Here is a 20099-nt window from a genome sequence, read left to right on the forward strand (position 1 = left end):
GCCACGGGGCGGTCAGAGCGCGGTGACCTCGGCCGGGGTGGTGAGCACCCGGTCCGGGCCGACGACCCGGTCCGGACCGGTGAGCCGCACGGTCGCGCGCAGCCGCAGGTCCTCGCTGGAGGCGCCGACGGCGAGCTGCACCTCCCCGGCCTCGACCACGCGGCGCAGGTCCCGCCCGGTGAACGAGGCCCGGTCGGCGTGCAGGCGGAAGCTCACCCGCGCCGCGGCGCCGGCGTCGAGCTCCACCCGGGCGAAACCGACCAGCCGGCGCAGCGGCTGCACCGCGCTGGCCACCGGGTCGGACAGGTACAGCTGCACCACCTCGGCGCCCGCGCGGCCGCCGGTGTTGCGGACCGTGCAGGAGACGGTCAGCTCGCCGTCGGTGGCCCACTCCTCGCCGGACACCGCGAGGTCGGACCAGTCGGCGGTCGTGTAGCCGAGGCCGTGGCCGAACGGGAACAGCGGTGTCGGGTCGGCCGAGCTGATCCCGCCGGCGCGGCCGAGGGTGGGCGCCAGGTAGGTGGCCGGCGACCCGCCGGGCCCGCGCGGCACCGACACCGGCAGCCGGCCCGAGGGGTTGACCCGGCCGCTGAGCACGCCCGCGACCGCGCCGGCGCCCTCCTCGCCGGGGAAGAACGCCTGCACGACCGCCGCGGCCCGGCCGGCGACGTCGCCCAGGGCGTAGGGCCGGCCGGTGAGCAGCACGACGACGACCGGGGTGCCCGACCCCAGCAGCGCGTCGAGCAGCTCGCCCTGCACGCCGGGCAGCCGCAGGTCGGCGGCGTCGCAGCCCTCGCCGGAGGTGCCGCGGCCGAACAGGCCGGAGGTGTCGCCGACGACGGCCACGCACACGTCGGCGTCGCGGGCGGCGGCCACGGCGGCGTCGAAGCCGCTGCGGTCGGGCTCCTGCACCGGGCAGCCCGGGGCGGTGGTCACCTCGGCGCCGGCGAACTCGGCGCGGACGGCGTCGAGCAGCGTGGGCACCTCCAGGCCCACCGGCACGTCGGGGTGCTGCGGGCCGACGTGGTTGGGGAAGGCGTAGCAGCCCATGAGCGAGAGCACCGAGTCCGCGCACGGGCCGACGACGGCGATCCGCCGCGGCGCCGCCAGCGGCAGGGCGCCGCCGGGGTTGTCCAGCAGCACCACGGAGCGCTCGGCGAGCACGCGGGCGATCTCGCGCAGGTGCGGCGGGTCGAAGTCCAGCGGCTCGCCGCTGCGCAGCGCCTCCGGCTCGGGGTCCCAGCCGGCGTCGAGGAGGCCGAGCTCGCCCTTCTGCCGCAGCACCCGCTCCACCGCGCGGTCGACCAGCGCCTCGGGCACCTCGCCCGAGCGCACCCGCTCCAGCAGCGGCGCGCCGTAGCAGCGGACGGTGGGCAGCTCGACGTCGACGCCGGCGGCCAGCGCCTGCGCCGCGGCCTCGCCGGGGGAGCCAGCGACGTGCTGGGTGGTCTCGAGGAACGAGACGCCGAAGTAGTCGGCGACCACGACGCCGTCGAAGCCCAGCGTCCCGCGCAGCAGGTCGGTGAGCAGCGCCGGGTCGGCGGCGGGCGGGACGCCGTCGACGGCGGCGTAGGAGTGCATGACCGAGCGGGCGCCGCCCTCGCGCAGCGCCGTCTCGAACGGCGGCAGCAGCAGGTCGGCGAACTCGCGCGGGCCCAGCCGCACCGGGGCGTGGTTGCGCCCGGCGCCGGAGGCGGAGTAGCCGGCGAAGTGCTTGAGGGTGGCGACGACGCCGGTGTCCTCCAGGCCGCGGACGTAGGCGGTGCCCAGCGCGGCGACCAGGTACGGGTCCTCGCCGATCGTCTCCTCGGTGCGGCCCCAGCGGGCGTCGACGGTGACGTCGAGGACCGGCGCCAGGCCCTGGTGCACGCCGATGCGGCGCATCAGCCCGCCGATGCCCGCGGCCATGGCGTGCACGGTCGCGGGGTCGAAGGAGGCGCCCCAGGCCAGCGGCGTCGGGAACACGGTCGCCTGCCAGGCGGCGAGCCCGGTCAGGCACTCCTCGTGCGCGATCGCCGGGACGCCCAGCCGCGAGCCCTCGACGATGCCGCGCTGGGTGCTGGCCAGCACGCGGGCGCCGGTGAGCGGCTCGACCGGCACGGTGCCGAACACGCGGGTCAGCTGCCCGAGCCCGGGCCGGGTGAGCTCCTCCCACGGCGGCAGCGGCTCGGAGAACTCGTGCTGGTTGGGGGCGACGTCCTCGCTGTCGCCGATCGTCGTCCACACGCCGTAGAGCTGGGCGACCTTCTCCTCGAGGGTCATCTCGGCCATCAGCTCGCGCACCCGCTCGCCCAGCGGCCGGGACGGGTCCCGCCAGTCGCCGGCGGCGGGTGCGTCGAGGAGGGATCGGTCGGTCACGGGGCGGCTCCAGACGTGCGGGGAGGAGCCGGACGACGCGTGCGCCGCCCGGCCGGGGGGGTACGGGGATCGGGTCAGGGACGGCGCGCCGTGGAGGCGCGCGGGACCAGCGAGGTGGCCAGCTCCACCCGCTGGCTGGCCAGCTCCCGGCCGCTGATGAGGTCGAGGAGCATGCGCCCGGCCATCCGGCCCATGTCGGCCAGCGGCTGGCGCACGGTGGTCAGGGGAGGGGAGGACCAGCGGGCCATCGGCAGGTCGTCGAAGCCGACGACGGACAGGTCGCCGGGGACCGAGAGACCCGCCTGGCGGGCGGCCTCCAGCACGCCGAAGGCCTGCTCGTCGCTGCCGGCGAAGACCGCCGTCGGCGGGTCGGGCAGCGCCAGCAGCTCCCGGGCCCGCTCGTAACCGCCGTCGTGGTGGAAGTTGCCGTGCCGCACCAGCGCCGGGTCGGCCGGGATGCCGGCGCGGTCGAGCGCGGCGCGGTAGCCGTCGATCCGGGCCCGGCTGCACAGGTAGTCCTCGGGACCGCCGATGACCGCGATCCGCCGGTGCCCCAGCTCGACCAGGTGCTCGGTGGCGGCCATGCCGCCGGACCAGTTCGTGGCGCCGACGCTGGGCACGTCGGGCCCGGGCATGTCGACCGGGTCGATGACGACGACCGGCAGGTGGGAGCGGCCGAGCCGGCGCTGGTCGGCGGCGGTGATGCGGGAGGTGACGACGATGGCGCCGCGGCGGCCGCCGGCGATCAGGGAGCGGACCCAGTCCCCGCCCTGCGGCCGTGCGGCGAGCGAGTCGAGGACGATCTCCAGGCCGCTCTCGGTGATGCCGCGCAGCAGCTCGACCGCCCAGGGGCTGTCCAGCGCGGTGAACACGACGTCGACCAGCGGGCTCTCCGGCTCGGGGACGGCGCGCCGGGACACCGGCACGTAGTCGTACTGGTCGAGCAGGGCCAGCACGCGCTCGCGGGTGGCGGGGGCGACGTCGGTCTTGCCGTTGACGACCTTGCTCACGGTGGGCAGCGAGACGCCTGCCGCCGCGGCGATGCTCGCCAGGGTCGGGCGGCCTGCCGTCTGCTCGGACACGGGGGGTCCTCCTGGGTCGCCGGTCGCCGGCGGCCGGGGTGCCCGCCGGGTGCCGTCCAGCCTGGCGTCCCGGGGTGGGCCGGAGGAGGGCCCCGGCGGCGGTGCCGGACGAATGTGAGCGGGAACGCTATCGAAACATCTCCGAAACCGCCAGCCCCGCTCATCCGTGCTGGTCAGTCCGCGCGTGCGGCCGGGGCACCGCGCAGGGCGGGAAGATCCGCTGCGGCGCGCCCACGGCGGGCGCGTTGACACGGCCGGTGACGTGGCTTACGTTCTCGCACCACTCCGAAACTTTCGGTTTTCAACGTCGAAACAGAAAGGCGGCGATGGGATGTCATCCCGGCGTCTGACCCGCGGAGCCGCGTCTGCCGGCGCGCTCCTCCTCGCAGCGAGCCTGGCCGCCTGCGGCTCCTCCGGCCCCGGCGGAGGCGGTGGCGGCGGCGACGCCGCCCAGGTGTGGGCCCTGCAGGACACCGTCCTCAACCCGATCGAGGAGTCCTCGGTCTCCCGCTTCAACGAGGTCAGCGAGGCGGGTGACGCCGAGCTGACGACGTTCGGCAACGACCCGTACAAGCAGCGGCTGCGCGTGGCCCTGGGCTCGCCCGAGGCCCCCGACGTCTTCTTCAACTGGGGCGGCGGCAACCTCAAGGAGTACGTCGACGCCGGCGCGGTGGAGGACCTCACCCCGCTGCTCGAGGAGGACACCGAGCTCCGCGACTCGTTCATCCCGAGCGTCCTCGAGGCCGCCCAGCTCGACGGCAAGTACTACGGGATCCCGATGCGCGGCGTGCAGCCGGTCGCGCTCTTCTACAACAAGCAGGTCCTCGACGCCGCCGGCGTCCAGGTCCCGCAGACCTGGGACCAGCTGCTGGCCGCCGTCGACGCCCTCAAGGCCGACGGGGTCACCCCGATCGCGCTGGCCGGCTCGCAGTCGTGGACCGAGCTGATGTGGATCGAGTACCTGCTCGACCGCGTCGGCGGCCCGGAGGTCTTCCAGGCCATCCGCGACGGCGAGGACGGCGCCTGGGAGAACCCCGCCGTCCTGCAGTCCCTGCAGATGATCACCGACCTGGTCGACCGCGGCGCCTTCGGCGACGACTTCGCCTCCGTCGGCTACGACGTCGGCGGCGCGTCGACGATCCTCGCCCAGGGCGACGCCGGCTTCCACCTCATGGGATCGTGGGAGTACGTGAACCAGCTCGGCCAGAGCCCCGAGTTCGTCGAGGCGGGCAACCTGGGCTGGGCGCCGTTCCCGGCCGTCGAGGGCGGCGCCGGTGACCCGGCCAACGTCGTCGGCAACCCGACCAACTTCTACTCGGTGGCCGCGGACTCCGACCACAAGGACGCCGCGCTGGAGTACGTGTCGACCGCGCTCAACGACGAGCAGTACGTCGAGGACCTGGTGGCGGCCGGTGACGTGCCGGCGGTGACCGGCGTCCGCGAGCAGCTCGAGGCGGGGGAGAACGCCGACTACACGACCTGGATCTACGACCTGGTCGAGGGCGCCCCGAACTTCCAGCTGTCCTGGGACCAGGACCTGCCCGCCGACCAGGCCACGGAGATGCTGACCGAGCTGCAGCGCCTGTTCCTCGGTGAGCAGACCCCCGAGGGCTTCGTCTCGGCGATGTCCGCGGCCTGACGGTCCGACACCACCGCACCACCGCACCACCACACGGCAGGGGAACCGGCATGGCAGGCAGCACCCTCGTGACACCCGAGGCGACCCCGGCGGCGTCCGCGCCGCCGGGGAGGCCGAAGGGGGCGCGGGAGCGTCCCTCGGGCTGGTACCTGGCACCCGCGCTGGCCTTCTTCGGGTTCTTCGCGGTGCTGCCGATGCTCCTGGTCGTCTACCTCAGCTTCACCGACTGGGACGGCTTCGGGTTCCCGCAGCCGTCCGGGGCGGCGAACTGGGAGCGCCTGGTCGCCGACGGCGAGGCGCGCGACGCCCTGCTGCTCACCCTGCTGTTCATGGTGGCCTCCTGGGCCGTCCAGACCCCGATCGCACTCCTGATCGGGGTCTGGGCGGCCGGGCGGCAGCGCAACCGCGCCGTGCTCAGCTCGCTGTTCTTCCTGCCCCTGCTCCTGTCGACGGCGGCCATCGCGCTGCTGTGGGCCTCGGTGCTCGACCCGAACTTCGGGGTCACCCAGGCGCTGCCGTTCCTCGACCGGTTCAACTTCCTCGGCGACACCGAGATCGTCATCTACACCGTGGTCTGGGTCGTCTCCTGGCAGTACGTCCCGTTCCACACGCTGCTCTACCAAGGCGCGGCGCGGCAGATCCCGCACAGCCTCTACGAGGCGGCCACCATCGACGGCGCCGGCCGCTTCCGCCGGTTCTTCACGATCACGCTGCCGCTGCTGAAGTACACGGTGATCACCTCCAGCGTGCTCATGCTGGTCGGCTCGTTCACCACCTTCGACACGATCCTCATCCTCACCGGGGGCGGTCCCGGGACGACGACCCGCATCGCGCCGCTGTACATGTACATCACCGGCTTCAGCGGCTTCGAGTTCGGCTACGCCAGCGCGATCGCCGTGCTGCTGCTGGTGCTCGGCGCCGGCCTGTCCCTCTTCGTCACCCGCGTCACCGGCTTCCGGGCCATGCAGAGCCAGCAGGAGGGCCTGTGACCGCCACCGCGCTGCCCACCACCGGCGCGGGCGCGGCCCCCGCGCCGCCCCGCTCCCGCCGCCGGCGCCGCCGCGAGCGCCCCAACGTCCTGGCCGGCGTCCTGTCGCTGGTCTGGCTGGTGCTGGTCGCCGTCCCGCTGTACTACCTGGTGTCGGGGAGCCTGCGGACCCGGCAGGACTACCTGTCGGACAACCCGCTGGTCCCGCCGTCGGACCCGACGCTGGACAACTACCGGACCGTGTTCGAGGGCGGGTTCACGACCTACCTGCTCAACACGGTCGTCGTGACCGTCGCGACGGTGGCGATCGTCGTCGGGCTCACCCTGCCGGCGGCCTACGCGGTGGCCCGCAACGCCGGCCGGTTCGTGCAGCGCGGCTTCTCGCTGATGCTCGTCGGCCTGGCCATCCCGGCGCAGGCGGCGATCATCCCCGTGTACCTGATGATCACGCAGATGCGGCTGTACGACACCCTGCTGGCGGTCATCCTGCCGACGGCGGCGTTCGCCATGCCGGTGGCGCTGCTGGTGATGGTCAACAGCCTGCGCGACATCCCCGGCGAGCTCTACGAGGCCCAGACCCTCGACGGCGCCGGCCCGTTCGCGGTGCTGCGCCACCTGGTGCTGCCGCTGGCCAAGCCCGCGATCACCACGGTGTCGGTGTTCACCTCGCTCACCGCCTGGAACGGCTTCCTGTTCCCGCTGGTGCTCACCCAGTCCGAGGACAACCGGGTGCTCACCCTCGGCCTGTGGGACTTCCAGGGCCAGTTCGGCACCAACGTGCCCGGCCTGCTCGCCGCCGTGACCCTGTCGGTGGTGCCGATCTTCGTGCTCTACCTGGTCGGCCGCCGGTACCTGCTCAGCGGCCTCACCGCCGGCTTCGGCAAGTAGCTCAGTGCGGTCGCAGCCAGCGCTCGGGGTCGGCGACCACGCCGGCCAGCGCGCGCAGCGCCGCCCCGGTCGCCCCGGCGGCCGGGGCGGCGAGCGCGGCCTCCACACGGGGCCGGCGCCAGCGGGCCGACAGCACCCGCCGGCCCAGCGTCTCCTCGAGTGCCGGGCACAGCAGCGCGGCCAGCTCGCCGAGGTGGCCGCCGAGCACGACGGTCGGCACGTCCAGGACGTTGAGCACCCCGGCCAGCGCCACGCCCAGCGCCCGGGCGGCGCCGTCGACCGCCGCGCGGGCCGCGGGGTCGCCGTCGGCGGCGCGGCGGGCCAGCTCGCCGGGGCCGGTGTCGCGGGGGAGCCCGGCGGCGGCCAGCAGCGCGTCGCGGCCGGCGTACTGCTCCAGGCAGCCGGTGGACCCGCAGCGGCAGGCCGGCCCCGCGGGGTCGACGCACACGTGGCCCATCTCGCCGGCCCAGCCGGAGCTGCCGCTCACCACCCGGCCGTCCATGACGGTCGCGCCGCCGACGCCGATCTGCCCGGACAGGTAGACGAAGTCCCGGTGCGGCCCCGGCCGGCCGGGCGCGGCCTCGGCGACCGTGCGCGCGGCCAGGTCGGCCTCGTTGCCCAGGACCAGCTCCGCGGGCAGCGGCGGGCCGAGCAGGTCGGCCGGGCGCAGGTCGGACCAGCCGAGGTTGGGCGCGCGCAGCAGGACGCCGGCGTCGACGTCGACGATGCCGGGCAGCGCGAGGCCGGCGCCGGCGACCCGGGCGCCGTCGGGCAGCCCGTCGAGCAGGCCGGCCGCGAGCCGGCCGAGCCGGCCGAGCGTGGGTGCCGGGTCGCTGCCGCGGAAGTCGCCGGGCTCGACCCGCTCGCCCACCACCCGGCCGCGCAGGTCCAGCAGCCGGCCGGCGAGCAGGCCGGCGTCGGCCTGCAGGCCCAGGGCCACGACCCGCGCGCCGGGGGCCAGCGGCGTGGCCGGGCGGCCGCGGCGGCCCGACGGCGTGGACTCGACCTCGTCGAGCAGGCCGCCGGCGACCAGGTCGTCGGCCAGCCGGGCGGCGGTCGCCCGGGTCATCCCGGTGGCCGCCGCGACGTCGGCGCGCGAGGGTGGGGTGGTGGCGGAGCACACCGTCCGCAGCACCAGCGCGAGGTTCGCCGGCCGCGGGGTCGAGGGCCGCGTGCGACCCGTCTCGGGGCTCGCACCGGGCTCGGACACGGGGTTGAGGTTAGCTGTGACGTGCATTATGTTCTAGTCCGAAACAAAATCAGCGCCGCTCCGCCGGCCACCGGCCCGTGCGCATCCCCGCACGGCCTCCCCGCTCAGTTCCCGGGAGTTACCCCATGACGCACCCCACCCGCGACGACAGGTTCTCGTTCGGCCTCTGGACGGTCGGCTGGACGGCGCGCGACCCGTTCGGCGAGGCCACCCGCCCCGAGCTGGACCCGGTCGAGAGCGTCCACAGGCTCGCCGAGCTCGGCGCCTACGGCGTCACCTTCCACGACGACGACCTCATCCCGTTCGGCAGCGACGACGCCGCCCGCACCCAGCGGATCGACGCGTTCAAGAAGGCGCTGGCCGACACCGGCCTGGTCGTGCCGATGGTCACCACCAACCTGTTCACCCACCCGGTGTTCAAGGAGGGCGGGCTCACCGCCAACGACCGCGGCGTCCGCCGGTTCGCGATGCGCAAGATCATGCGCAACATGGACCTCGCCGCCGAGCTCGGCGCGCAGACCTACGTGCTGTGGGGCGGCCGCGAGGGCGCCGAGGTCGACAGCGCCAAGGACCTCAAGGCCGCGCTCGACCGCTACCGCGAGGGCATCGACACCCTGGCCCGGTACTCCGAGGACCGCGGCTACGGCCTGCGCTTCGCCCTGGAGCCCAAGCCCAACGAGCCGCGCGGCGACATCTTCCTGCCGACCATCGGCCACGCCATCGCCTTCATCAACACCCTCGAGCACGCCGACCTGGTGGGCGTGAACCCCGAGGTCGGGCACGAGCAGATGGCCGGGCTCAACTACACGCACGGCATCGCCCAGGCGCTGTGGCAGGGCAAGCTCTTCCACATCGACCTCAACGGGCAGAAGGGCCCGCGCTACGACCAGGACTTCGTCTTCGGTCACGGCGACCTGCTCTCCGCCTTCGCCACCGTCGACCTGCTGGAGAACGGCTTCCCGTCCGGCGGCGCCCGCTACGAGGGCCCCCGCCACTTCGACTACAAGCCGCTGCGCACCGAGGACGTCAAGGGCGTCTGGGAGTCGGCCGAGGCCAACATGCGCACCTACCTGCTGCTCAAGGAGCGGGCCGCCGCGTTCCGCGCCGACCCGGAGGTGCAGGAGGCCCTCGCCGACGCCGCCGTGCCGGAGCTCGCCCAGCCGACCCTCGGCGACGGCGAGTCCTACGAGCAGCTGCTGGCCGACCGCTCGGCGTTCGAGGACTTCGACGCCGAGGCCGCCGGCGCCCGCCGCGGCGGTCAGGTCCGCCTGTCCCAGCTGGCCCTCGAGCACCTGCTCGGCGCCCGCTGATGTCGCTGGTCGCGGGGGTCGACACCTCGACCCAGGCCTGCAAGGTCGTCGTCCGGGACGCGGCGTCCGGTGCCCTCGTGCGCGAGGGCCGGGCGCCGCACCCCGAGGGCACCGAGGTGGCCCCCGCGGCCTGGGCGGCCGCGCTGGAGCAGGCGGTGGCGCAGGCCGGCGGGCTCGACGACGTCGCCGCCGTCGCCGTCGGCGGCCAGCAGCACGGCATGGTCTGCCTCGACGGGGACGGCCGGGTCGTGCGCGACGCCCTGCTCTGGAACGACACCCGCTCCGCCGGCGCGGCCGCCGACCTCACCCGTGAGCTCGGCGGCCCGCAGGCGTGGGCCGACGCCGTCGGCCTGGTGCCGGTGGCGTCGTTCACCGTCACCAAGCTGCGCTGGCTGGCCGAGCACGAGCCGGCCAACGCCGAGCGCACGGCCGCGGTCTGCCTGCCGCACGACTGGCTGACCTGGGTGCTCGCCGGGCAGCCGGGCCTGGGCGCGCTGGTCACCGACCGCGGCGACGCCAGCGGCACCGGCTACTGGTCGGCGGCGACGGGGGAGTACCGCCCCGACCTGCTGGAGCGCGCCTTCGGCAGCACCCCGGTGCTGCCGCGGGTGCTGGGTCCGGCCGAGGCCGCCGGGACGGTGGCGTGGGCGGGCACCACCGGCGCCGTCCTCGGCCCCGGCACGGGGGACAACGCCGCCGCGGCGCTGGGCCTGGCGGCCGAGCCCGGCGACGTCGTCTGCTCGATCGGCACCTCCGGCGTCGTCTCGATCGTCTCCACCACGCCGGCCGCCGACGCCAGCGGCGCCGTGGCCGGGTTCGCCGACGCCACCGGCAACTACCTGCCGCTGGTGGCCACGCTGAACGCCGCCCGCGTCCTCGACGCGACGGCGCGGCTGCTCGGCGTCGGCCACGACGAGCTGTCCCGGCTGGCCCTGTCGGCGCCGGCCGGCGCCGGCGGCCTGGTCCTCGTGCCCTACCTGGAGGGCGAGCGGACGCCGGACCGCCCCGACTCGACCGGCGCGCTGCACGGCCTGACCCTCGCCACCTCCACCCCCGCCTCGCTCGCCCGCGCCGCCGTCGAGGGGTTGCTGTGCGGCCTCGCCGACGGCCTCGACGCCGTCCGCGCCACCGGCGCGGAGGTGCGGCGGGTGTTCCTGGTCGGCGGCGGCGCCCGCTCGGAGGCGGTCCGCCGGATCGCCCCCGCCGTCCTCGGCGTGCCGGTGCTCGTGCCGCCGCCGGGGGAGTACGTGGCCGACGGCGCCGCCCGCCAGGCCGCCTGGGTGCTGTCCGGCGCGGACACCGCGCCCGAGTGGCCCCGCCCGGGCACCGAGGTGCACGAGGCCGACCCGACCCCCGCCGTCCGCGAGCGCTACGCCGAGGTCCGCGACCTCACCGCGAACCGCACCTGAACCACCCCCGCACCGCCGGCACCGTCGCCGTACCCCCGAGGAGCACCCCCATGGCCACCGTCACCTACGACTCCGCGACCCGGATCTACTCCGGCGCGGACCGGCCCGCCGTCGACGCGCTGGACCTGCAGGTCGAGGACGGCGAGTTCCTCGTCCTGGTCGGCCCGTCCGGCTGCGGCAAGTCCACGTCGCTGCGGATGCTCGCCGGCCTGGAGGACGTCGACGCCGGCCGCATCCTCATCGGCGAGCGCGACGTCACCGACCTGCCGGCCAAGGCGCGCGACATCGCGATGGTCTTCCAGAACTACGCGCTGTACCCGCACATGACCGTGGCCGACAACATGGGCTTCGCGCTCCGGATGGCCAAGGTCGGCAAGGCCGAGATCGGCGAGCGGGTGCGCGAGGCCGCGAAGCTGCTCGACCTCGAGCAGTACCTGGACCGCAAGCCGCGCGCGCTGTCCGGCGGCCAGCGCCAGCGGGTGGCGATGGGGCGGGCGATCGTCCGCAAGCCGCAGGTCTTCCTCATGGACGAGCCGCTGTCCAACCTCGACGCCAAGCTGCGCGTGCAGACCCGCACCCAGATCGCCCAGCTGCAGCGCCGCCTGGGGATCACCACGGTCTACGTCACCCACGACCAGACCGAGGCGATGACCATGGGCGACCGCGTCGCGGTGCTCAAGGACGGCCTGCTCATGCAGGCCGGCCGGCCGCGCGAGCTCTACGACCGGCCGCGCAACGTCTTCGTCGCGGGCTTCATCGGCTCCCCGGCGATGAACCTCGTCGAGCTGCCGGTGGCCGACGGCGGCGTCCGCTTCGGCGACACCGTGCACCCGGTCGAGCGCGAGGTGCTCGGCCGCGCGGCCGCCGACCGGGTGGTGCTGGGCGTCCGGCCCGAGGACCTCGAGGTCGGCGAGCACGGCATCCCGGTGGAGGTCGACGTCGTCGAGGAGCTCGGCGCGGACGCCTACGTCTACGGCCACGCCGACCTCGACGGCACCCGGCACACCGTCACCGTCCGGGTCGACGGCCGCCGCCCGCCGCTCAAGGGCGACCGGGTGCACGTCACCCCGCGCGCCGGCCACGTGCACCTGTTCTCCACCGTCGACGGCGAGCGGCTCGGGTGAGCCTCCCGCCCACCGGCGAGCAGCACGTCCTCCGCCGCGGGGACGCCGAGGCCGTCGTCGTCGAGGTCGGCGGCGGCCTGCGCACCTACCGCGCCGGCGGGCGCGACGTCGTCGACGGCTACGACGCGGGCGAGATGGCCGCGGACGTCCGCGGGCAGGTGCTCGCGCCCTGGCCCAACCGGCTGCGCGACGGCGTCTGGTCCTGGGAGGGCGTCCGGCACGTCACCCCGGTGACCGAGCCCGAGCGCGGGACGGCGATCCACGGGCTGGTGCGGCACGTGCCCTGGCGGGTGCTCGACCGGGCCGGGGACCGCGTCGTCCTCGGGTACGTGCTGCACCCGCAGCCGGGCTACCCGTTCACCCTGCGGCTGCAGGTGGCGTGGGAGCTCACCGACGACGGTCTGCGGGTGACCACCACCGCTACCAACGAGGGCGGCACCGACCTGCCCTACGGCGAGGGCCACCACCCCTACCTCGCGGCCGGCCCGGGGCTGCGGGTCGACGACTGCACCCTCACCCTGCCCGCCGCCACCCGGCTGCTGACCGACGACCGGCTGCTGCCGGTGGGCCGCGAGCCGGTGGAGGGGACGCCGTTCGACCTGCGCGCCGGCCGGCGGGTGGGCGACCTGGTGGTCGACGACTGCTTCACCGACCTCGCCCGGGACGACGACGGCGTGGCCGAGGTGCGACTGGTCCGCCCGGACGGCAGCGGCGCCGCGGTCTGGATGGACGCCTCCTACGGCCACCTGCAGGTGTTCACCGGCGACGTCGTCGAGCCGCCGTCGCGCCGCCGGCACGGCCTCGCCGTCGAGCCGATGACCTGCCCGCCGGACGCGTTCCGCTCCGGCGAGGCGGTGCGCCGGCTGGCGCCGGGGGAGTCCACGACCGGCACCTGGGGCATGCGCCCGCTCTGACGGCCGAGGGCTCAGTCCGAGGAGCGTGCCGACGTGTCGTGCGCCGGCGCGGTGCGCTTCGCGGCGGTGCGGGGCGACGCGGTGCGCTTGCGGGCCGCCCGCGGCTCGGGCACGGACGCGGTCGCCGGCTGCGTGGCCTCCTCGGCGGCGGGCGGGGGAGCGTCTCCCGCGGCGGATCCCGGGGCCTCCTCCTGCGCCTTCTCCAGCTCGGCCTTGAGCGTCGGCAGCACCCGGCGCAGCAGCGGCCCCCGGACGGCGTCCAGCAGCCGGTCGGCGGGCCGCAGCACGCGGGCGCCCGACGGCTCCCGGCGCAGGGTGAGGCGCGTCCCGGTGCCCTCCGGCCGGAAGACGTACGTCCACGTGCCGACGACGGACCGCGACGACCGCACGACGATCCGCTCGTCGGGGACGACCTCGGTGACCACGTCGAAGCCGTCGACGGACAGCCCCGCGACGGTCATGCGCCAGCTGTAGAAGGTGCCGACGCCGTCCTCGGTCGTGACGACGTCGACGAGCCGGGCCGGGCCCGGCAGCACCGAGAACTGCCTGTGGGGGTCCTTCCAGAAGTCGAAGACCTCGTGCACCGGGGCCTCGATGTGGATGCTGCGCGTGAAGGTCATCGCGGTTCCTCTCCTCGGGGTGCGGCAGTGGTGCCCCTCCCGGCCCGGGCGCCTCTGCGATGCGGGGTGAGGGCCCGACTGCGCGCGAGGGCGGGCCCTCGGTCCCGGTGGACTGGTGGGGCGGTCAGCAGGTCAGGGCGGTCAGCAGGACTGGGCGGTCAGGCGGTCAGGGCGAGGCAGATCCAGCACAGCGGGTCGCCGGCATCGTCCCGGTCCTCGGGCCAGGACCACACCGCCGGGTCGAGGAGCGTCACCGGCGCCAGGCACACCGACCGGCCGACCAGCAGGCCGTCGCCGCTGACCGCGTGCAGGCGGCCCACGGGCAGGTCCAGCGACTCCCCGCCGCACTCGAGGGGGCGCACCGCGTCCGCGCCCATCGTCCAGTGCTCGCGGCGCCGCGTGTCCGTGCTCACCGGAGCACGAGGCGCTCGCCGGCGGGCATCCGGCGGGCGAGGTCGGCGAGCAGGGCCCGGGCGTCGTGGGCCACGGTGGCCGAGTCGAGCCGCACGACGACCCGCCGGTGGCCCAGCCGCCGCAGCCCGGTCACGGTGCGGCACAGCGCCTCGGCGCCGATCCGGTCGAGGCGGCCGCGGACGCTGATGACGCCGGTGGTCCGGTCGGTGCGCGCGGTGGACAGCGGAGGCAGCGGGCGGGCGTCGTCCCCGGGCGCCCGCTGAGGGGCGGGCGGTCCGGAGGGGGTCCGCCGTCGGCGGGCAGGGGTGCGGCGGTGGGCCTCTTCTCGACTCACCCCTCGACCGTGACGAATCCGTCCGAAACGCCCCAGGGCCCTAGGTCCCTGCGGCGGGACGGTGCGCCGCGGGCCGACACGCACGGGGTGCGTCCCCTCACGGTCCGCGGTGGAGGCCGGGTCAGGTGGTGTGGGGGCGGGGTGGCGGCACGGGGCTCGGCGGGACGTTCTGGTTGAGGTGGAACAGGTTGTCCGGGTCGTAGCGGCGCTTGATCTCGGTCAGCCGGCCGTAGGACGCCCCCACGTCCTCCGGCGCCCGCGCCGCGTCGTCGGCGGAGGCGAAGTTGGTGTAGCCGCCCGGCTGGGCGTGCGGCGCGAGGGCGGCGTGGTAGTCGCGGACCCAGCGGGTGACCCGCTCGTCGTCCGCGGGGTCGGCCCACATGCCGGCGATGTTGACGACGTAGGTGGCGTCCCGGTGGCCGAACGCCGTGGCGTCCCCGGGGACCTCCCTCGGTGCGCCGTCGAGCGTGTACATGTGCATCGTCGAGGTGACCACCGGCAGCCGGGCGCCGTGCTCCACGTGCACGGCGATCGCCTCGTCGGGCACCTCGTCCGCGTACACGCTCTTCCAGTAGCACCGCGTGCCCGGCGGGAGCAGCGGGTCGAACAGCGCGTTGACGGCCGGGTAGGGCATCGGGGCCACCATCTCGGCCGCCGGCCGCGCGACCTCCCGGAAGCCCGTGAGGAACCGCTCGCCGTCCGCCGGGTCCCCCGTCCAGCAGGACACGACGACGGCGAAGGCCTCGCCCACGCGGTTCTCGGGGACGAACGGCAGCGGGGGCGCGAGGTGCATCGCGGGGTAGCCGCCGTACTCCCGGGGCGCGGCGGGGATCGTGTCGCGGAAGTGGGCGAAGACCGCCGGGCCGTCGGAGAGCTCGAAGAACTGCAGGGCGGCCAGGACGGTGTCCGGGACGGGGTGCATACGGTAGGTGAACTCCGTGACGACGCCGAAGTTGCCGCCGCCGCCGCGCAGCGCCCAGAACAGCTCCGGGTTCTCCTCCTCGCTCGCGACGAGCTGCTCGCCGGCGGCCGTGACCACGCGGGCGGCCAGCAGGTTGTCGCAGGTGAGCCCGTGCGCGCGGCTGAGGTAGCCGATCCCGCCGCCGAGCGTGAGCCCGCCGATCCCCGTGGTCGAGATGATGCCGCCGGTGGTGGCCAGGCCGTGCGCGGCGGCGACGTCGTTCAGCCGCCCCCAGGTCGTGCCGCCCCCGGCCCGCGCCGTGGCCGCCGCGTCGTCGACGTCGACCTGCCGCATCGGGGACAGGTCCGCCACGACGACGCCGTCCCCGGTCCCGAACCCGGCCACGCCGTGGCCGCCGCCGCGGACGGCGAGCTCCATCCGCTGGTCCTGCGCGAGACGGACGACGGCGGCGACGTCGTCGGCGGTCGCGCAGCGGACGACCGCGGCGGGCTGGGCGTCGATCGCCCCGTTCCAGACCCGCCGGGCCTCGTCGTAGTCCGCGTCCCCGGGCCGGATCACCTGCCCGGTCACCCGGTCGGCCAGCGTCGTCAGTGCCTGGGTCATGGCTGCTCCTCGAGGCGCTCGAGTCGCACGCGCTGCGGGCTGAGCACGCGCAGGTCGCGGCGGCGACGCTAGTCCGGGGCACCCTCGTCCGGGGGCCCGTGCGAGCGGCCCGGGAGGGGAGCCGACCGGGGCGGCGCGCCCTCCCTGCCCGTCGCGGTCCGGCCACCCGCGGTCCGTCCGCGCCTTCCCGTTATCCCCAACTCCGGTACGCGCCGGCGAGGTGGCAGCGCCCCGGGGGACGGGAGGTCCGGTCACCGGCGACCGGGAGGTGGCGCGGGGTACCTAGACTCGACCGGGCACCCCTGATCCGGGAGCCGGGACCGACCGAGGAGGGTGCACGTGGCCGTACGGGCCATCCGGGGCGCGACACAGGTGGACGCCGACGAACGCGAGCAGGTCCTCGAGGCCACCCGGGAGCTGGTGAGCACCGTGGTCGAGCGCAACGGCCTCCACCACGACGACATCATCAGCATCCTGTTCACCGCGACCCCGGACCTGGTCTCGGAGTTCCCGGCGCTGGCCGCCCGCGAGCTCGGGATGGGCGACGTGCCGCTGATGTGCGCCACCGAGATCGGCGTGCAGCACGCGCTGCCGCGGGTGCTGCGGCTCATGGCGCACGTGGAGACCGAGCGGCCGCGCGGGGACATCCAGCACGTGTACCTGCGGGGTGCCGTGGCGCTGCGACGGGACATCGCCCAGTGAGCGAGCAGGGGTTCCGGGGGCAGGTGACCCTCGACGGGCCGTCGGGCACGGGCAAGTCCAGCGTCGCGCGCGCGGCGGCGACCCGGCTGGGCGCGGCCTACCTCGACACCGGCGCGATGTACCGGGCCGCGACCGTGGCCGTCCTCGACGCCGGCGTCGACCCCGAGGACGCCGAGGCGGTGGCCCGCGTGGTCGGGCGCGCGCGCATCGAGGTGGGGACGGCGGCGGACACCGAGCGGGTCGAGGTCGACGGCACCGACGTCGCGGTGCGGATCCGCGGCGCCGAGGTGACCCGCAACGTCTCGGCGGTCTCGGCGGTGCCCGCGGTGCGCCGGCAGCTGGTCGACCAGCAGCGCGCGCTGGTGGCCGCGGCCGACGCCGTCGTCGTCGAGGGCCGGGACATCGGCACCGTGGTGCTGCCCGACGCGACCGTGAAGATCTACCTGACCGCCGCGCCGGAGGCGCGCGCGCAGCGGCGGGCCGCCCAGCTGGGGCTGACCACACCGGACGAGATCGCCGACCTGGCCGCCGACCTGCGCCGCCGGGACGAGTACGACAGCAGCCGCGCGGACAGCCCGCTGCGGCCGGCCGCCGACGCGGTGGTCGTCGACAGCACCGACCTGGACCGGGAGGGCGTCGTCGACCGCATCGTCGAGCTGGCGCTCTCGGCGGTCGGTGCAGGGGGGAGAGCATGAGCGAGGAGGGCACCGGCGGTCCGCTGCCGGTGGTGGCGATCGTCGGCCGGCCCAACGTGGGCAAGTCGACGCTGGTCAACCGCGTCCTGGGCCGGCGCGCCGCGGTGGTGCAGGACATCCCCGGGGTGACCCGCGACCGCATCTCCTACGAGGCGCTGTGGAACGGCCGGCGGTTCACCGTCACCGACACCGGCGGCTGGGACCCGAAGGCCGAGGGGCTGGGCGCGTCGATCAGCCGGCAGGCGGAGTTCGCGATGCGCACCGCGGACGTCATCGTGTTCGTCGTCGACAGCCGGGTGGGCGCCACCGACACCGATCTGGCCGCCGCGCGCATCCTGCGCCGCAGCGACCGGCCGGTGATCGTCGTCGCCAACAAGGTCGACGACGAGCGCAGCGAGGCCAACGCCGCGGAGCTGTGGTCGTTGGGCCTGGGCGAGCCGCAGCCGGTCAGCGCGCTGCACGGCCGGGGGAGCGGTGACCTGCTCGACCTGGTGCTCGACGCGCTGCCCGAGGCGCCGCGGGAGCAGCCCGAGGAGGGCGGCCCGCGGCGGGTGGCGCTGGTCGGGCGGCCCAACGTGGGCAAGTCCAGCCTGCTCAACCGGCTGGCCAGGGAGGAGCGGTCGGTCGTCGACTCGGTCGCCGGCACCACCGTGGACCCGGTCGACTCGATCATCACCCTCGGCGGCGAGGAGTGGCGGTTCGTCGACACCGCGGGGCTGCGCCGCAAGGTGAACACCGCCAGCGGCACCGAGTACTACGCCAGCCTGCGCACCGAGGCCGCCATCCAGGCCGCCGAGGTCGCCGTCGTGCTGCTGGCCGCCGACGAGGTGATCAGCGAGCAGGACCAGCGGGTGATCACCCAGGTCATCGAGGCCGGCCGCGCGCTGGTCATCGCGTTCAACAAGTGGGACACCCTCGACGAGGACCGGCACGCCCAGCTGGAGCGCGAGATCGAGCGCGACCTCGCCCGCGTCAAGTGGGCCAGCCGGGTCAACATCTCCGCGGCCACCGGCCGCGGGATCGGCAAGCTGCCCGAGCACCTGCACGCCGCGCTCGCCTCCTGGGAGACCCGGGTGCCGACGGCGGAGCTCAACGCCTACGTCCGGCAGCTGGTGCAGGAGACGCCGCCGCCGGCCCGCGGCGGGCGCGCGCCGAAGATCAAGTACGTGACGCAGGCGGACATCCGCCCGCCGCGGTTCGTCGTCTTCTCGACCGGGTTCCTCGAGGCCGGCTACCGCCGGTTCCTCGAGCGGAAGCTGCGCGAGCGGTTCGGCTTCGGCGGCACGCCGCTGGACATCTCGGTGAAGGTCCGCGAGGGCCGGGGGAACGACAAGCGCGGCTGACCGCGTCAGCCCGCCGGGGCCGGGTCGTCGTCGAAGCGCAGCGGCTCGGTCCGGCGGGGCATGGCCAGCACCGCCAGCGCGATGACGACGGCGGTCACGGCGGTCGCGACGAACACGCCGTGCGAGGCCGCGTGCAGGCTCTCCCGCGCGAACTCCGCGACGGCGCCGCCCTGCGACAGCGCCGCGGTGGTGCTGTCGACGTCGGTCGGGACCTCGCCGTCCAGGCCCGGCGGCGGCGCGGCGAACCGGGCGGCCAGCGTGGTGTTCGCGATCGCGCCGAACACCGCCGCGCCGACCGCGGACCCCATGGACCGGGCGAACATGTTGGTGGCGGTGACGACGCCGCGCCGGTCCCAGCCGACCACCGACTGCACCGCGACGATCAGCGGCGACGAGGACAGCCCGAGGCCCGCGCCGGTGACGAACATCCACGCGCCGACCTGCCACAGCCGCGCGTCGGCGCCGAGCAGCGCCGTCCCGACGGTCCCGGCGACGGCGAGCGCGACGCCGAGCAGCGCGGTGTTCCGGAAGCCGATCCGCAGGTAGAGCCGGCCGGCGAGGCTCGCCGCGATCGGCCAGCCGAGGGTCAGCGCGGCGAGCGCGAAGCCCGCCTCGAGCGCGCCGGCACCGAGGACGCCCTGCGCCCAGGTCGGCAGGTAGGAGCTCAGCCCGATCAGCAGCGCGCCCAGGCCGAGCGCGGCCACGTTGCCGGACAGCAGGATGCGGCGGCGCAGCACCCACGGCGGCAGCACCGGCTCCGCGGCCCGCCGCTCGACCAGCGCGAAGGCCACGAGCAGGACGACCGCCGTCGCGAGGACCGCGATCGAGGTCCCCGACGTCCACGCCCACGCGCTGCCGCCCTGCAGCAGCCCGAGGATGAGCAGCGCGAAGCCGGCCGACAGCAGGACGGCGCCGGTGACGTCGAAGCGGTGGGTGCGGCGCTCGACGCGCTCGTTCCACCGGCGCAGCAGCGCGGCGAACGCCACCGCGCCCAGCGGCAGGTTCACCAGGAAGATCCAGCGCCAGGACAGGTAGTCGCTGAAGACGCCGCCGAGGGTGGGGCCGAGCACCGAGGAGACGCCCCACACCGAGGCGAGGTAGCCCTGCACCCGGGCGCGCTCCTCGACCGTGTAGATGTCGCCGATGACGGTCATGCCGATCGGCTGGACGGCGCCGGCGCCGATGCCCTGCAGCGCTCGCCCGACGATCAGCGCCGGCATCGACCAGGCCAGGCCGCAGAACAGCGAGGCGGCGACGAACACCGCGATGCCGAACAGCAGCACCGGCTTGCGCCCGAGGACGTCGGCGAGCTTGCCGTAGACCGGCACGGTCACCGCCTGGGTGAGCAGGTAGACGCTGAACAGCCAGGGGAACTGGCTGAACCCGCCGAGGTCGTCGACGACGGCGGGGACGGCGGTGGCGATGATCGTGCTGTCGAGGGCGATCAGCGCGGTGCTGAGCATGACCGCCCCGAGCACGGGGCCGCGCTCGGAACGGAGCCCGACCGAGGCCCGGGTCACGGTTGTCACGGACAACCACCAACG

At 75.4% G+C, this 20099-nt stretch carries 18 protein-coding genes; 10 read left to right on the plus strand and 8 right to left on the minus strand.

Going from position 1 to position 20099, the window contains the following annotated elements; genetic code table 11:
• Positions 1–12: 12 nt before the first annotated feature.
• Both ACI79L_RS19580 and ACI79L_RS19585 read right to left on the minus strand, forming a co-directional pair.
• Positions 13–2358 carry a beta-xylosidase/alpha-l-arabinosidase gene (locus ACI79L_RS19580; protein ID WP_456938386.1) on the minus strand — a complete coding sequence of 782 codons (2346 nt, stop codon included), beginning with the start codon at positions 2356–2358 and terminating at the stop codon, positions 13–15.
• A 74-nt stretch (positions 2359–2432) separates the two neighbouring features.
• Positions 2433–3440, minus strand: a complete 1008-nt coding sequence (locus ACI79L_RS19585) for a LacI family DNA-binding transcriptional regulator (protein WP_456938387.1) — start codon at positions 3438–3440, stop codon at positions 2433–2435.
• Between the two features lie 454 nt (positions 3441–3894).
• On the opposite strand from ACI79L_RS19585, the gene ACI79L_RS19590 reads away from it, so the two are divergent.
• The 3 genes from ACI79L_RS19590 to ACI79L_RS19600 are packed head-to-tail and all read left to right on the plus strand — an operon-like array spanning position 3895 to position 6955.
• Positions 3895–5079 (plus strand): extracellular solute-binding protein, encoded by a 1185-nt coding sequence (locus ACI79L_RS19590; RefSeq protein ID WP_456938388.1) that lies wholly within the window; start codon positions 3895–3897, stop codon positions 5077–5079.
• 50 nt (positions 5080–5129) lie between these two features.
• Positions 5130–6068, plus strand: coding sequence for a carbohydrate ABC transporter permease (locus ACI79L_RS19595; protein WP_456938389.1), 939 nt, complete (start codon positions 5130–5132; stop codon positions 6066–6068).
• Positions 6065–6955, plus strand: a complete 891-nt coding sequence (locus ACI79L_RS19600) for a carbohydrate ABC transporter permease (protein ID WP_456938390.1) — start codon at positions 6065–6067, stop codon at positions 6953–6955. Before ACI79L_RS19595 ends, ACI79L_RS19600 begins: the two co-directional genes overlap by 4 nt.
• A gap of 1 nt (position 6956) precedes the next feature.
• Here ACI79L_RS19600 and ACI79L_RS19605 read toward each other — a convergent pair whose 3' ends face one another.
• Positions 6957–8165, minus strand: a complete 1209-nt coding sequence (locus tag ACI79L_RS19605; RefSeq protein ID WP_456938391.1) for an ROK family protein — start codon at positions 8163–8165, stop codon at positions 6957–6959.
• Positions 8166–8290: 125 nt separating this feature from the next.
• Here ACI79L_RS19605 and xylA point away from each other — a divergent pair, with 125 nt between their 5' ends.
• The 4 genes from xylA to ACI79L_RS19625 are packed head-to-tail and all read left to right on the plus strand — an operon-like array spanning position 8291 to position 12922.
• Complete coding sequence (xylA, locus tag ACI79L_RS19610; RefSeq protein ID WP_456938392.1) at positions 8291–9475, plus strand: xylose isomerase; 1185 nt, start codon at positions 8291–8293, stop codon at positions 9473–9475.
• Complete coding sequence (gene xylB / locus ACI79L_RS19615) at positions 9475–10884, plus strand: xylulokinase (protein ID WP_456938393.1); 1410 nt, start codon at positions 9475–9477, stop codon at positions 10882–10884. Before xylA ends, xylB begins: the two co-directional genes overlap by 1 nt.
• 50 nt (positions 10885–10934) lie before the next feature.
• Positions 10935–12008: an ABC transporter ATP-binding protein gene (locus tag ACI79L_RS19620; protein WP_456938394.1), complete on the plus strand. Its 1074-nt coding sequence runs from the start codon at positions 10935–10937 to the stop codon at positions 12006–12008.
• Positions 12005–12922 (plus strand): aldose 1-epimerase family protein, encoded by a 918-nt coding sequence (locus ACI79L_RS19625; protein ID WP_456938395.1) that lies wholly within the window; start codon positions 12005–12007, stop codon positions 12920–12922. Before ACI79L_RS19620 ends, ACI79L_RS19625 begins: the two co-directional genes overlap by 4 nt.
• Before the next feature lie 11 nt (positions 12923–12933).
• On the opposite strand, the gene ACI79L_RS19630 is transcribed toward ACI79L_RS19625, so the two are convergent.
• The 4 genes from ACI79L_RS19630 to ACI79L_RS19645 form a co-directional block, all read right to left on the minus strand.
• Positions 12934–13542, minus strand: coding sequence for an SRPBCC family protein (locus ACI79L_RS19630; RefSeq protein ID WP_456938396.1), 609 nt, complete (start codon positions 13540–13542; stop codon positions 12934–12936).
• A gap of 158 nt (positions 13543–13700) precedes the next feature.
• Positions 13701–13955 (minus strand): hypothetical protein, encoded by a 255-nt coding sequence (locus tag ACI79L_RS19635; protein ID WP_456938397.1) that lies wholly within the window; start codon positions 13953–13955, stop codon positions 13701–13703.
• The gene (locus ACI79L_RS19640; RefSeq protein ID WP_456938398.1) at positions 13952–14290 is read right to left on the minus strand and encodes a hypothetical protein; all 339 of its coding nucleotides are present in this window, start codon (positions 14288–14290) and stop codon (positions 13952–13954) included. The genes ACI79L_RS19635 and ACI79L_RS19640 overlap by 4 nt, the downstream gene beginning before the upstream one ends.
• A gap of 121 nt (positions 14291–14411) precedes the next feature.
• Positions 14412–15815 carry an FAD-binding oxidoreductase gene (locus ACI79L_RS19645; protein ID WP_456938399.1) on the minus strand — a complete coding sequence of 468 codons (1404 nt, stop codon included), beginning with the start codon at positions 15813–15815 and terminating at the stop codon, positions 14412–14414.
• Positions 15816–16154: 339 nt separating this feature from the next.
• Between ACI79L_RS19645 and aroH the strand changes: the two genes are divergently transcribed.
• Genes aroH through der form a run of 3 tightly spaced genes read left to right on the plus strand, consistent with a single transcriptional unit; the run spans position 16155 to position 18555 of the window.
• Positions 16155–16517: a chorismate mutase gene (gene aroH / locus ACI79L_RS19650; RefSeq protein ID WP_456938400.1), complete on the plus strand. Its 363-nt coding sequence runs from the start codon at positions 16155–16157 to the stop codon at positions 16515–16517.
• Positions 16514–17212, plus strand: coding sequence for a (d)CMP kinase (cmk, locus tag ACI79L_RS19655; RefSeq protein WP_456938401.1), 699 nt, complete (start codon positions 16514–16516; stop codon positions 17210–17212). Before aroH ends, cmk begins: the two co-directional genes overlap by 4 nt.
• Positions 17209–18555, plus strand: coding sequence for a ribosome biogenesis GTPase Der (der, locus tag ACI79L_RS19660; protein WP_456938402.1), 1347 nt, complete (start codon positions 17209–17211; stop codon positions 18553–18555). The genes cmk and der overlap by 4 nt, the downstream gene beginning before the upstream one ends.
• Before the next feature lie 5 nt (positions 18556–18560).
• Here the strand turns inward: der and ACI79L_RS19665 are convergent, their stop codons facing one another.
• Positions 18561–20084: an MDR family MFS transporter gene (locus ACI79L_RS19665; protein WP_456938403.1), complete on the minus strand. Its 1524-nt coding sequence runs from the start codon at positions 20082–20084 to the stop codon at positions 18561–18563.
• Between the last annotated feature and the right edge of the window lie 15 nt (positions 20085–20099).

The sequence above is a fragment of the Geodermatophilus sp. SYSU D00684 genome, assembly GCF_054050455.1.

What these genes read in the sequence shown, in the direction of transcription:
- ACI79L_RS19595 (WP_456938389.1), top strand. Translation starts at nt 5,130, where the DNA reads ATGGCAGGCAGCACCCTCGTGACACCCGAGGCGACCCCGGCGGCGTCC.
- xylA (WP_456938392.1), top strand. Translation starts at nt 8,291, where the DNA reads ATGACGCACCCCACCCGCGACGACAGGTTCTCGTTCGGCCTCTGGACG.
- xylB (WP_456938393.1), top strand. Translation starts at nt 9,475, where the DNA reads ATGTCGCTGGTCGCGGGGGTCGACACCTCGACCCAGGCCTGCAAGGTC.
- ACI79L_RS19620 (WP_456938394.1), top strand. Translation starts at nt 10,935, where the DNA reads ATGGCCACCGTCACCTACGACTCCGCGACCCGGATCTACTCCGGCGCG.
- ACI79L_RS19630 (WP_456938396.1), bottom strand. Translation starts at nt 13,542, where the DNA reads ATGACCTTCACGCGCAGCATCCACATCGAGGCCCCGGTGCACGAGGTC.
- ACI79L_RS19645 (WP_456938399.1), bottom strand. Translation starts at nt 15,815, where the DNA reads ATGACCCAGGCACTGACGACGCTGGCCGACCGGGTGACCGGGCAGGTG.
- der (WP_456938402.1), top strand. Translation starts at nt 17,209, where the DNA reads ATGAGCGAGGAGGGCACCGGCGGTCCGCTGCCGGTGGTGGCGATCGTC.